Source organism: Pseudomonas sp. NPDC087615 (assembly GCF_044743445.1).
Taxonomy (GTDB): Bacteria; Pseudomonadota; Gammaproteobacteria; order Pseudomonadales; family Pseudomonadaceae; genus Aquipseudomonas; species Aquipseudomonas baetica_A.
This window is the reverse complement of the sequence record NZ_JBIUWM010000017.1, coordinates 53352-66831: the sequence shown is the minus strand read 5'-3', so window position 1 is coordinate 66831 and position 13480 is coordinate 53352. Positions and strand designations below refer to the sequence as shown.

The 13480-nt window shown below is 59.3% G+C and carries 6 protein-coding genes; 4 read left to right on the top strand and 2 right to left on the bottom strand.

The features are described 5' to 3' along the window. Positions 1-63 precede the first annotated feature (63 nt). Both ACIOU6_RS11055 and ACIOU6_RS11050 read left to right on the top strand, forming a co-directional pair. Positions 64-1173 carry a hypothetical protein gene (locus ACIOU6_RS11055; RefSeq protein ID WP_401136116.1) on the top strand — a complete coding sequence of 370 codons (1110 nt, stop codon included), beginning with the start codon at positions 64-66 and terminating at the stop codon, positions 1171-1173. A 31-nt stretch (positions 1174-1204) separates the two neighbouring features. Continuing rightward, positions 1205-2311, top strand: a complete 1107-nt coding sequence (locus tag ACIOU6_RS11050) for a hypothetical protein (RefSeq protein WP_401136114.1) — start codon at positions 1205-1207, stop codon at positions 2309-2311. A 34-nt stretch (positions 2312-2345) separates the two neighbouring features. On the opposite strand, the gene ACIOU6_RS11045 is transcribed toward ACIOU6_RS11050, so the two are convergent. Further along, entirely contained in the window at positions 2346-3326 is a 981-nt protein-coding gene (locus ACIOU6_RS11045; RefSeq protein WP_401136111.1) for a diaminopimelate epimerase, read from the bottom strand. Positions 3327-3493: 167 nt separating this feature from the next. On the opposite strand from ACIOU6_RS11045, the gene ACIOU6_RS11040 reads away from it, so the two are divergent. Together ACIOU6_RS11040 and ACIOU6_RS11035 are read left to right on the top strand one after the other, a co-directional pair. After that, complete coding sequence (locus ACIOU6_RS11040; protein WP_401136108.1) at positions 3494-4645, top strand: MFS transporter; 1152 nt, start codon at positions 3494-3496, stop codon at positions 4643-4645. 378 nt (positions 4646-5023) lie between these two features. Continuing rightward, entirely contained in the window at positions 5024-8917 is a 3894-nt protein-coding gene (locus ACIOU6_RS11035) for an amino acid adenylation domain-containing protein (RefSeq protein ID WP_401136105.1), read from the top strand. 80 nt (positions 8918-8997) lie between these two features. On the opposite strand, the gene ACIOU6_RS11030 is transcribed toward ACIOU6_RS11035, so the two are convergent. Further along, on the bottom strand, positions 8998-13464 hold the full coding sequence (locus ACIOU6_RS11030; protein WP_401136102.1) for a hemagglutinin repeat-containing protein: 4467 nt from the start codon (positions 13462-13464) through the stop codon (positions 8998-9000). Positions 13465-13480 lie beyond the last annotated feature (16 nt).

Here is a 13480-nt window from a genome sequence, read left to right as displayed (position 1 = left end):
AAAAAATGATGATCGCGCACTGGCCTGTGTGGACGCGCCAACGCAAGAGGAAATCAAACACTCATGAAATCGTATACCTGTCTCTTGATTGTCAGTTTGGTTGGCTCGTGTGAAATAAGCAGCGCTGAAGAGCCGAAAAAAGAATGCATCGGGCGGACTACATTTAATGCGCTCGAAAGCATGGAGTGGGCCACCTACCCCACCGCTAAGCATCTGATCAGCGAGGGTGGCGGGCATACGTTCAGCAACAACATAAGTGCCGAGCATGAGTACCTTAGCTACAACAATGACCAAATTACGGTCAGAGTGAGTGGCATCACAACCATTGAAGATTTCCAGACACAACGTAATGCCATTGTTCATAAGGGTGAGATGGCTAAAAGTGAGGTAATGGAGGAAATCGAAACGAACAAGAAGCTGCTGCAGAGCATCAGCACGATGGGATATAGCCAAGAAGTCTTAGATCGACAGAAAAAAATAATCGCTGATCTGGAAAAATCCGTTGCCCAAACTGCCATCGAAGAACATGACCTAGGCATTAACAACTCGCATGTCCTCGGCAGTCAGACAACGCCAACCGAGGTTCTTCTTTGGCGCAACAACCGAATCTATTACTTCAATTTCAAAACACTGGATCAAGAACGGAAGAACGCCATCAAGGATCTGATCGCGAGTTTCGAACCTCGCAACCTCTACCAAGTGCCTACTGGCCCGGGCGTATGCATGCCATACGGTTTCATTCACGACGACGGCAACACCGGTTTCAGCGTGAAGAACAGCCTGCGTTTCACCAGCACGCCCAATGTGATTTTGAGCCTGATCAACGCCTCGCAAGGCGACCCTACAAAACCCACTACCGGCACCTACGACACCGACTACCGCCCCGGCTATGACGCGGAAAACTGGAAAAAGTCGAAGATCATGGAAAAGTTCTACATCGGCAAACGCATGACCACCCTCGAAGGCTGGCGCTTGGACCCTCGGCCGGAATCCGCCGAGCAGGATCGCGCCTGGTTTGCCATAGCCCATGTCGGCGGTTTGGTCAGTCCGTTAATTGCGGCGCAGATGTTCACCTTTCAAAAAGGCACTGACGGTTTGAAGGACCTGACGCCTGCGCCCGAGGCCGTCATCCCGAAGTTTCTGAAACTGACGCAGAGCATCAGCTCGCAATAACAGAAATCTCGCTTCGAAATGAGCACAGTTCATGACACGAGTCATCATCACACTCGCCAGCCTTTTACTGGCCGCACAGTCCGCATCTGCTGACGCTACCTTGCAAGAATGCCTGGGACGTACCAAATTCCAGTCACCGGAAGCATTCGAATGGGCAACGTTCCCAATTGAGCGCAGCAATATAAAAGGCGCTGGCGGGCATGTTTTTTCAAAAAATGTTCACGCTGTGGGTGACTACGTCAGTTACGACTATGATGAACTTACCGTCAGAGTCAGCGATATCACAACACGTGAAGAATTTGATAGGCAGCGCAATGCCATTGTTCACGAAACCGAAATGTACAAAAACCGGCTAAAGGAAAAACTTGATACCAACAAGCATCTTTTGGTATCGATCAAGGAAATGAACTACCTCCCCGACACCATCCAAAAACAGGAAGCCATAATAAAAAATCTAGAAGAGCAAATACCTAAAATAAAAAAACACGAGCATGACTTGGGAATTCCTGATTCACATGTATTGGGCAGCGAAAAGACGCCCTACGAGTTCCTGCTGTGGCGCAACAACCGGGTGTTCTATTTCCATATGAACAAACCCGCCGAGAATACGGCGCAGCGGATCAAAGACCTTGCCACCCGCTTCGAAGCCCGCGACCTCTATCAAGTGCCCGAAGGTCCAGGCGTTTGCATGCCCTACGGTTTCATTCATGACAACGGCAACACCGGTTTCAACGTGAAGAACAGCCTTCGCTTTACCAGCACGCCCAACGTAATCATGAGCCTGATCAATGCCTCGCAAGGGGAACAGGCCAAACCTACCGAAGGCACCTACGACACCGACTACCGCCCCGGCTACGACGCGGAAAACTGGAAAAAGTCGAAGATCATGGAAAAGTTCTACATCGGCAAACGCATGACCACCCTCGAAGGCTGGCGCTTGGACCCTCGACCGGAATCCGCCGAGCAGGATCGCGCCTGGTTTGCCATAGCCCATGTCGGCGGTTTGGTCAGTCCGTTGATTGCGGCGCAGATGTTCACCTTTCAAAAAGGCACTGACGGTTTGAAGGACCTGACGCCTGCGCCCGAGGCCGTCATCCCGAAGTTTCTGAAACTGACGCAGAGCATAAGCTCGCAATAGCCGCATCACCCGCCATACAAATGTGGGTAACCGGCTAATCAGTTAACCGTGCCGTTCCGAACAAACGCACGCGGTTCAGTTCACCCTTGTGTGCTTGCAGCAAAATGGGGGCAGTGCCGCCAGGCATCTCCACGTACACTTCTGCGGCCGTGACCCAGCCTGCACGCCACGCCGCGCAAGCCACCGCACTGGCGCTGGTGCCCGACGACGCGGTCGGCCCCTCACCTCGCTCGAATACCCGCGCGATGATCCGCTGCGCTGATTCGCGTGCGGCCCATTGCAGGTTCACACCCGCCGGACACGGTTGGCCAACGCCGGTCGGCATCGCGTAGGCAATCCGGGTCAGGCCTTCGGTCAACGGTGAAACGCGCATCTGATCGTTGCTCGGCAAAGCGGCCGCATCGTTGACCAGCGTCACGCAATGCGGATTGCCAATACGCACGAACTGGCTGTGGCGCCACGCGGGATCGAGTTGCGCCAAGGCAGGAACATGGCTCACGTCCCGCCCATTGAGCTCACGACTTTCGACATTCTTCGCACCGACTGCCGATGGGCCGAATCCGGGTTGGCCCAGGTCAAGCCAGAAGCCTTTTACGCCTTCGACTTCGGCCGGTTTCACCGAGGTTTCCACCGGTTGGCCCTTGTCGTGATGGACGCGCAGCAGTGCCCCTTGTGTCGGCAGCACACCTTGCTCGGTCAGCGCTTGGGAGAAAATCGTCAGGCCGTTGCCGCTGCGTTCGGCGAGCGTGCCGTCGGTGTTGACGATCAATACATCAAACGGCGGCAAGGCCTGAAACGGGCCAACCAGCAACCCGTCGCTGCGGTGGGATTTGCTGCCCTCAGGTGCCTGCCCCTCGGGCCAGTCGCAACAAAGCGCTACAGCCAGATGACTCCACGCCTGCCGTGATGACGCACAGTCGGCGGCGCTGGCGGGTAACTCAATACCGGCCTCACGCAGCGCTTGGGGCGAAATCACCCCATAGAGGTTGCCTCGAGCATCGTAGAACTGCGTCATCACTGGCTCCTGAATTCGCGTTTGCAAAGCACACCACTTTACCGATTGGCACGATCCATGTGGGAGCAGGTTAGGATGTGGGCTGCACGTCCCCGAAGGCTCGCGATCGAACCTCGACGCCCAGTCACTGTCCTTCGGGGACGCGATGTTTTTTACCAAGGATCGATATGACCAGCCTCACCCCCCAAGACACCTTCGTCCCCGGACGCCTGCAACAGATCTCCACACGCATCGCGTTTTTCATCGCTGGGCTCGGCATCGCCGCGTGGGCGCCGCTGGTGCCGTACGCCAAGGCTCGGGCCGGGCTCGATGAGGGCATGCTGGGGCTGTTGCTGTTATGTCTGGGCGTCGGCTCGATTCTGGCGATGCCATTGGCGGGGATTCTCGCGGCGCGGTTCGGCTGTCGCCGCGTGGCAACCGGCGGCACGCTGCTGATCTGCGCGGCGTTGCCGTTGCTGGCGACGGTGTCATCGATACCGGCATTGGTCGCCACGCTGTTCATGTTCGGCGCAGGGCTGGGCACGGTGGATTCGACGGTGAACCTGCAAGCGGTGATCGTCGAACGCGCCAGCGGCAAGAACATGATGTCGGGATTTCACGGCTTGTTCAGCCTCGGCGGGATTGTAGGCGCGGCCGGCGTCAGCGCCCTGCTCGGCCTTGGGCTGACACCGCTGGCGGCAATGCTGGTGGTGGTGGCGGTGCTGATTGCCGCGTTGTGCAAGTGCGTGCCCCACATGCTGCCTTACGGTAGCGAAAGCTGCGGCCCGGCATTTGCCGTACCGCACGGCATCGTGCTGTTTATTGGCGGGATGTGCTTCATCGTGTTTCTCACCGAAGGCGCGGCGTTGGACTGGAGTGCGGTGTTCCTGACGCAGGAACGCGGGATCGAAACCGCGTACGCCGGTTTGGGTTATGCCGCGTTTGCCCTGACCATGACCGCAGGACGCTTGATGGGTGACCGGATCGTCCGCATTGTCGGCGCCACGCGCATTATCCTGTTCGGCGGTCTATTGGCGGCGGCGGGCCTGTTTCTGGCGACCTTCGCGCCGAGCTGGCAAGCCGCGCTGGTCGGTTATGCGCTGGTCGGCGCCGGCTGCTCGAACATCGTGCCGGTGCTCTACACCGCCGTCGGTAAACAAACCGTGATGCCGGAAAGCATCGCCGTGCCAGCGATCACCACACTGGGCTATGCAGGAATTCTGGCCGGGCCGGCGGTGATTGGTTTTGTTGCCCATGCCAGCAGTTTGAGTTTTGCGTTCGGGTTGATGGCGGTGTTGCTGGTGGCCGTGGCCATTGGTGGCAAAGTGTTGAAGGTCTGAACCGAGTGCACCTGCCGGATCAGGAGGACTTTTTGATTGTGCTGTTCTAACGCAAAGGTCAAAAAGTGGCGGCCTCCGTCAGCGCCTGCAAAAATTGCCCCCTGTCAAAACTCACAAATCAGTTAGTTGACAGCGGCATTTCCTGCACCTAAGTTAAGTGCCGACGTGTTACCAAATGCGTCAAGCCAACAACAAGAAACACCGCCAAGGATTGGCGTCAAGCAAAGGTTCCAGCCCCGCCTGACTCACCTGGCGCACCCCTGAAAAAACTGAAACGGCGCTTGCCGTCGATTCCGCCTCTGTCGCTTTTGCGCCAAGTGGAATGGGCACGCTATTGCCTGCAAAAAATCCGACGCAACGGAAGAAAGGATGACTCTTATGCGTGACGTACACCCGTGCCCGCTTTCCACGGCGCAACAGGAAGTCTGCCTGGCGATCAGCCAGAGCCACAGCAATCTTAACTACCACTTGTGCGACGTCATTGAATTGCGCGGCGAGCTGAATCTGGAGTGGCTCGAAGCCGCCATCCGCACGCAATTCCTGCAAACCGACACCCTGCGCGCGACCTTCGATATAGACCCGGCTACCGGCACCTACGCACAACACATTCAGCCTACCGATGCCCTTCCCGCCAAGGCGTTCGAAAGCCTGGACGTCAGTGATCAAGCCGATCCTTTGAACGCCTACAAAGATCTGCTCGAGTACCTGCTGCATCAGGAAATGGATTTGCAACACGGGCCGCTGACCCGTTACGTGCTGATCTGCCTCGCACCACAGCACTACCGCATGATCGAGTTGGCTTCACACCTGGTGGTGGACGGTTTCAGCCACGGCATTGTGTTCGGCAACATCACGGCCCATTACAACGCGCTCAGTCGTGGCGAGGCGGTCGAAAAACTCGAACTGGCGCCGCTGTCGAGCGTGTTTGATGCGCAGGAGGGCTATCGCCATAGCGACATGTACACCAAGGATCGTACCTATTGGCGCCAGTACTGCCTGAAGATGCCCGAGCCGACACAACTGGTGCCCGGCGATGCGCCGCTGATCAAACTCAATCGTCTGCGCAAGGTGTTCGGCGGTGAAACCCTGTTACAACTGCGCGCGGCGGCGGGCGAACATAAGCTACGCCTGTCGAGCATTCTGCTGGCGCTGTGCGCGACATACCTGCAACGCATGACCGGGCAAAACGAACTGGCCCTGGGCATGCCGGTGGCAGCGCGTCAGCTCAAGGCATTGCGCAATGTGCCGTCGATGGTCGCTAACATCCTGCCGCTGCACTTGTCGTTCACGCCTCAAAGCACTGTGCTGACGGTGGCGGCGAACGTGCAACGACAACTGCGCCATCACCTTCTGCACCAAAACTATCGCAGCGAAAGCATGATCCGCGACCTGCACACCGAGCGTGGTAACAAGCCGCTGTTCAACACGCTGCTGAACATCGTTGCGTACGATCAAGGTCCGGGTTTTGCCGGTTGCGACACGACCATCCAGAACGTGGCCAATGGCCCGGCGGATCATTTGGGCATCGATATTTTCGACCGCCACGACGATGGTCGGCTGGAGATCGGATTCAACGCCAATGCCGATCTATATTCTGCCGAGGCTCTTGAACTGCACTATCAGCGCCTGACGGCACTGTTCGAACACTTCGCCAATTCGCCCCAAACCCTTGCGGCCGACTACGACTTGTTCCTGCCCCACGAGCAGCATCGCCATTACGCACTGCCTGCACATCAGGAAAAACTCCCGTTATTCGCCGAGGCCTTTGCCGACGCTGTGCGCGATTACGCCGAGCACCCGGCATTGTCGCAAGGCGCACGGACCTTGAGCTATGCCCGCCTCGACGATGACGCCACGCGCCTTGCGGTACATCTGCGTGAGCGTGGTGTGCAGGCCGGGGACTGCGTGGTAGTGATGTTCTCGCGCAGCCTCGAATGGGCAGTAGCCGCCGTGGCCCTGTTCAAACTTGGCGCCTGCTATGTACCGGTCGATCCGGATCTGCCCGAGGCGCGCATCGAACACATTTTCAGCGATGCCAGCCCGACCGTGGTGATCGTCGCACCGGGCAGTCAACTCAAGGTCGAGATCGCTGCCGACAAACTGCTATGGCTGACTGCCGAAACTCTCGCGCAACTACCGGCGGCTACGGAGCCTTTGTCGCCATTCGATGCAGGACTGCCGGGCTATCTGATCTACACCTCAGGTTCCACCGGCAAGCCCAAAGGCGTCGAAGTCACGCAGCGCAATCTGGTGCCGATCGCCCGCACCGCCATCAATGCAGCGCAATTAAAGCCGCAAGCGCGAGTCTTGCAATTCATCGCTGCCGGTTTCGACATGTCGGTGCTGGAAATCATGATGACCTTGCTCGCCGGCGCTGAACTGGTGATCACCGACAAAGTCAGCAGTACCCCCGGAAGAGCTTTGGCCACACTGGTCAAGCGTGAAGGCATCAACCTTTTGGTGATGACCCCGAGCCTGCTTGCCTGCCATCAGACCGAAGACTTTCCGCAGGACACCGTGCTCATGCTCGGCGGTGAGTCGTGTACACCGGCGTTGCTCGCGCGCTTCTCGCATTGCCGCCTGCTCAACGTCTATGGCCCGACGGAAACCTCGTTCGCCACCTCGATCAACGCCTGCTATGGCACGGGGGATCTGTCGATCGGGCCGGCCACTGCCAACACGCGCCTGTATGTGCTCGACGGCCAGCAGCGCTTGCTGCCACCCGGGGCCTGGGGTGATCTGTTCATCGGCGGCCCGGGCGTTGCGCGCGGTTATCGCAACCGTCCCGACCTCACCGCCAAAGGCTTTGTTGCCGATCTGCTCGACGGCGCGAGCACGATGTACCGTGCAGGTGACCGGGTGTTCTTCGATCACGCCGGGCGCATTCACTACCTCGGCCGCCAGGACAATCAGATCAAACTGCGCGGTTTGCGCATAGAACTGGACGAAATCAAAAACGTTCTGCTTGGTTGCGCTGGAGTCGACGACGCCGCGGTGATGTTGCGTGAACTTGTCCACGGCCCGGCCATTGTCGGCTATGTCGCCAGCAAGGACTCCAGTCTCGACAGTCAGCAGCTCAAACAGGCACTGGGCCGGCATCTGCCGCAGCACATGGTGCCGAGCGTGATCATGTGCGTCGCCGAATTCCCGCTGACGCCCAACGGTAAATTGGCGATGGATCGTCTGCCCGTGGCGGTACTCTACGACGCCTGTGAACTGTCACCTGCGCAGACGCCAGAAGAAGCGGCGATGTGCAAGCTGTTCGCCGAAGCGCTGGACTGCAACGAAGTGTTCGCCAACCAGAGTTTCTTCGACCTCGGCGGCCATTCGCTGCTAGGGCTGCAACTGATCAGCCGGATCAAGGAGCGGTTTGGTGTCGCTCTGGGCATCGCCGATTTCCTCGCAGCCCCCACCCCGCGACAACTGGCCCAGCGTCTGCAAAACAACAGCGGTGACAGCGATCCATTCGACGCCGTTCTAGCGCTGCGCAGCGAAGGCTCACGGCCGCCGCTGTTCTGTATCCATCCGGGCGGAGGGATTGCCTGGCCCTATGCCGGTCTGCTGCCGTTTCTGCCGGAAAATCAGCCGTTGTACGCGTTGCAATCACCGATCCTGCGCGATCCGACGCGGGTCATCGAATCACTGGATGATCTGGCCGCGGAATACCTTCAACGCATCGTCGACCTGCATCCCGAGGGGCCTTATCAACTGGCCGGTTGGTCGGTAGGTGGCAACCTCGCGCTGCGTATTGGCGCGATGCTGCAGGCGCGCGGGCGTGAAGTGAGCTTCCTTTGCATGTTCGACAGCTACCCGCTACAAGGTGGCCCGGCTTCGTTGAAACTTGACGACGCGATGATCATCAGCCGCATGACCCGCGCCATCGTCGGCACGCCCCGTGCAGGGCTCAAGGGGCTGAAAAGTGCGATGGAAGAAGTGCTCGGTAGCCGGCACATCGGCGATGAGTTCCTGACCCGTCTGGTAGACGATTCAAAGTGGATGCTGGAGTTGCTCGGACGTACGCAGTACGAGGTGTTCAACGGTGATTTGCTGTTCATCCGCGCCACCACCGACATCCTGCGTCAGAACGAACAACAGCCAGCCTTGTGGGCGCCGTACATCAGCGGTGAGTTGATCCAGCACGACGTTGAGGCACCGCATGAATGCCTATTGCAGCGGCAGTATCTGGAACAATTCGGCAAGCAGTTTGTCGAGGCGTTGCTGGAGCGCCAGGTAACGAACACGCATAAGGAACAGCAAATCCTCAGCGTGTAAGGGCTCACTGGACACCATTGCGGTGCCCGGCGAGGACCCCATGCAGGAGCGAGCCCGCTCTTGCATGGGGTGGTGGGTCATTAGCCTTTTTCGTCGATCCCTGCCTGCAGCGGCTGGCCGTCCAGATGACCGCTCAGGGTGACCGGGCCGACTTTCAGATTGCCGTTCTCAAAGGAAACCTTCGCTGCGTTTTCTTCCTTTTTCTGTGGCAGATCCAGCCCGGCTTTTACGCCGTAATCGAGGTTGCTCAGGTCGGTGCTGCTGACCTTCGCCCCCCCCAGATCAACCTTGCCTTCACTCGCCGAAATCCGCGCGCCAGTGAGTTGCGTGGCGCCGCGAACAGTCAGATTCACACCTTGGCTAGCACTGATGCCGGAAGCTTGCTTCACGCTGTCCTTGTGCGCGTATTCACCCTGCGCTTTCAGCGTTGGCTTGTAGTCGGTGCCGGCAAGTTTTTCCTTGTCGCTGGGTGGGTTTTTCTTCGCTGTCAGCCCCAGATCGACGTCGACCTTGGCGTGGGTCTGCGAGTCCTGACGGCTTTCGACACTCAGATTACCGGCGACTTCACCGCCGACGTTCTTCGCCTCAATCCGCGCGCCCGCCAGTTGCGCATCACCCGCGCTATTCAACATCACGCTGTCAGCCTTGATCTGGCTGTTCTGCTGCGTGGTGCCTTGCAGGTAATCCACGCCAACCTTGGCCCCGGCATTAAAACCGTGATCGCTGCTGGCTTTTTCATCGGCTGATGTCGGCGTTTTGTTGCTCAGGTTGCCACCGGCATTCAGGGCCACGTTCCAGTTGTTGCGGCTGTCGGTGGACTGCGCCGACTCCTGCACATAACCGCCCTTCTGCGCGTCGATGCTGACGTTGGGTGCGCTGACTAGAGTGCCTTGCAGATGCACCGCATCACCGCTCAGTGCGACCGAGGTTTTGCTGTTGAGTTGACCACCGGTCAGGGTCTGCGAGTTCTCGTTGACCCGACCGATGTTGAAGTTGCCACTCAGATTACCGCCCTGATCACGGCTCTTTTCGCTGCTGGTTTTGCTGCCGCCGCCCTTCAAACCACCGCCCAGATTGCTGCCGGTGGCGGTGTGGGTGTCGCTGGCGGCTTGCAGATCAAGTTTGCCATCGGCATGCAAATCGATGGCGCCCGCGCTGTCGATTTTCGTGCCTTGCTGGATCTGATTACCGCCGCTGCTCAGTTGCACGCCATTGCCACTGATGCTCGCCACGTGGGCCTGAGTGTCAGTGGTTTGCTTGCCGCTGTGATCGAGTTGGAACCCGGCGCCGAGATCGACGTTGGTGCCATCGGTGCCCGGCAAGGTACCGACCGTCAGCGAAGCGTTGCCGCGCAGGCTGGACGTGTCGCTGCTCTGGCGATCATTGGCCTGATTGAGCGCCAGGTTGCCGTCAGTCTTGATGCTGACGCCGCCCTGCCCACCGTCGAAACGGCTGCCTTCGAACTGCGCGTCGCCGCCCACCTTGATGTTCACGCCCTGGTTGCCGGCATAAACGCCGACCACGGCGGTGGAGCTGTCCTTGCTGGACGCACTGCTGCCACCCGCGCCGCTGCCGGCAACGTTCACGTCTTCACCGGTTTTGGTGTAGACGCGCACGTCGACCTTGGCGTCCACGGCGTTATCGGTGCTGCTGTGGGTGTCGCTTGCCGCATCGGCGACCAGTTTGTCTGCCGTAATGTTCACCTTGCCGGCAGTGGCGTTGTACTCGGTGCCCTGATCGTGCAGCGTTCCAGCCACGTTGACGTCTACATTACCGCCCTCAAAACGGCTGACCACCGCGCTACTGGTTTGCTCGGTTTTGCTGGCAGTGCCGTGGCCGACTGCGACGTCGATACCGACGTTCGGCTGACCGACATTAGCCAATGCATCCTTGTCCGGCAGCTTGCCGCCGAGCACGTCTTTGATGGCGCCGGCAATCGGCCGGGCGATGTCTTTGTATTCGACGTTGGCGCCGATATCCGCCGACCAGTTGCTCTCGTTGTGGCTGCTGCTTTCGGTGTTGCTGGCGGCGCGGTTGTCGATTTCGTTGGCCGCGACATTCAGGCCGCTGCCAGCCTTCACTTGAGCGCCCTCGGTGGCGAGCTTGTCGGCATTGATCGTCAGGTGGCCACTGCTGTGCACGCTGCTGGTTTGCGCCGTGGTTTTGCTCGTGGTGTCTTGCGAAGTGCTGTGGGCGAAATCGACGCCACTGCCGGCGCGGTCGAGGCCGCCGGTGTAGTAGAAGCCGCCACCCGTGCTGCTCTTGTCGGTGGAGGTTTTGTGGCTGTCCTGCTCGGCCAGCAACGACACGTTTTTACCGCTCAGGCTGGTGTCGCCGGCAGTGGATTTGACCTCGCCGCCCTTGATCGTCAGATCGCCGCCGGCCTTCACCTGCACGCTGCCGCCGCTGAGGCTGGAGCCTTGCTGGGTGACGTCATTACGGGTCACCGTTTGCTGCTTGTCTTCGTAATGAATCCCGGCGCGATATTGCTCTGGCGTTTGCTCTTTCGCGTAAGCGTCGAAGCCGCGGGTCTGCGTGCTATGGGTGCTGTCGTGGGTGTTCTGCGCCGAATGCACGTTCACATCCCCCGCCGCATCGGCCGTCAGCGCGCCGTCAGCCTTGACCGTGGAACCGGCCACTTCGATGTCCTTGGCGCTTTTGAGCTTGAGGTTGCTGTCGGACACCAGTTCACTGCGCACCGTGGTGCTGTCCTTGGCGTTCTGGCGCGACTCGTCCTTGGTGATGCCGAAGAACTTGCTGTCCTTGTCGTGGTTGTTGCTGTGCGAGGTGTCCTGTACGCCGTCGATGACCAGCGAATCCTTGTCACTGATCACACTGGCGTCGGTGCCGCCACGCACCTGGCTGCCGCTGATGCGTACGTCGTCCGCCTTGACGATCAGTTTGCCGGCCGCGTTGATTGTGCTGCCCTGATGCTGGGTCTGGCCCTTGTCGGCGTCGCCGGTCTTGCCGAAGAAACCACCGCCGACCAGATCACCAGAGTAACTATTGTCGCTGCTGCGATGGGTGCGCGTGGCAGTGGCGATTTCCACTTGCTTGCCAGCCAGTTGCAGGTCGCCCGAGCTATCCAGCTCGGCGCCTTCAGAACGCAACAGCGCAGCGGTTTGCAAGGCGATGTTGCCAGCCTTCAACTGGGTGGTGACGCTGCGCTGCTCTTCGCTGCTGGTGTTCCAATTGGCTTTCCACAGGTGTTTGCGGTGGTTGCCTTGATCGGTCTGGGTGTGGCTTTCGGTGGCGGCGGTCAGGCGCAGATCGCCGCCGCTTTGCACGCTGAGATTGTTCGCTGCCTCGACCTTGGCGGCCTTCAATTCGGTGTCTTTGCCTGACGACAGTTTGGCGTCACGGCTGGCGATGATCTGGCTGCCATGCTGACGCGAATCAGTGTCAGTTTGGGTTCGGTCGTAGGTTTCCCAGGTGATGCCGATCGTGCTATTGCTCCAGTTCTCGCGCTTTTCCTGGAGCTTGCGGCTCTGGACCGTGGTCAAGGTCAGGTTGCGTTTGGCGTCGACCGTAACGTCACGGCCGCTGACATCGGTGGCGGCGAGGGTCAGATCCTTGCCGCTGTGCAAACCCACGTCGCCAGCGCTGCTGCGGATGCCCGCACGCGTCACTTCGAGGCTGTTGGGTACAGCTTCGCCGCTGACGCTGAGGTCACCGGCCGAACGAATCTGCACGCCGTCGCGCCCCGCAACTTGTACTGCACCAACCCTTACACCCGCACCTTCGGCCGTGCTGACGATATTGATGCGTCCAGCCTGCATCGCGCCAAACAGGCTGGCATCAATGCGTTGATCGCCAGTGCTGCCAGCAGGGTCTACGGTTTTCACTTGGCCGCTGGCGTAATCAACCTGATTGCGCCCGACCGTGAGGTTCAATTGATCGCGGGCATTGATCGCGCCCTGGCTGTCGATACGCGGCGCGATCAGGTTGATCGAACCCTCGCCGTTACGCAGGCCGCCGCTCTGAATCTGCAACTGACCACTGACGTCACGGGTACTCAAGGCCTGCAGTTTGCCGTCGTTCAATTCCGGGCGACCGACCACCAGATTAGCGTTCGGCGTGTTGATGAAACTGCCGCCATTCACCGAGATGCCGTTAGGGTTGGCCAACACATAGTCGGCAGCGCGACCGAAGATTTCCTGCGCACCGTTGATGGCCGAGGGGTTGCGGCTGATCACTTCGTTGAGGATCACGCTTGCCGCTTGACCTCGCAGTTGCGGGTTGGCCGCCAGTTGCCCGGCGAGTTGTGATTGCCCGGCCTGCAACGCGTTGTTGAGCACCAGGCCCTGACGATCGACGTTGTAGTCGAGGAACTGGTTGTGCGACAGACCCGAGCCGTTGGGCGCAACGATGTTGACGATGGGCACACCGCCCTGGGTTTGTAATTGCGCGGTGCCACCGGGGCCCGGGGCGACCACGACTCCGCCGGCCAATGCGCTTGGCAGGTGGATGGCGAAGAACAGGCTGGCAATCGCCCAGCGCAGTTTGCCCCGAGGAGAAAGATGAAATGCAAAGGTAGGTGCTGGCATAAAAACGTCTCCATGG

What these genes read in the sequence shown, in the direction of transcription:
- ACIOU6_RS11055 (WP_401136116.1), top strand. Translation starts at nt 64, where the DNA reads ATGAAATCGTATACCTGTCTCTTGATTGTCAGTTTGGTTGGCTCGTGT.
- ACIOU6_RS11050 (WP_401136114.1), top strand. Translation starts at nt 1,205, where the DNA reads ATGACACGAGTCATCATCACACTCGCCAGCCTTTTACTGGCCGCACAG.
- ACIOU6_RS11045 (WP_401136111.1), bottom strand. Translation starts at nt 3,326, where the DNA reads ATGACGCAGTTCTACGATGCTCGAGGCAACCTCTATGGGGTGATTTCG.
- ACIOU6_RS11040 (WP_401136108.1), top strand. Translation starts at nt 3,494, where the DNA reads ATGACCAGCCTCACCCCCCAAGACACCTTCGTCCCCGGACGCCTGCAA.
- ACIOU6_RS11035 (WP_401136105.1), top strand. Translation starts at nt 5,024, where the DNA reads ATGCGTGACGTACACCCGTGCCCGCTTTCCACGGCGCAACAGGAAGTC.
- ACIOU6_RS11030 (WP_401136102.1), bottom strand. Translation starts at nt 13,464, where the DNA reads ATGCCAGCACCTACCTTTGCATTTCATCTTTCTCCTCGGGGCAAACTG.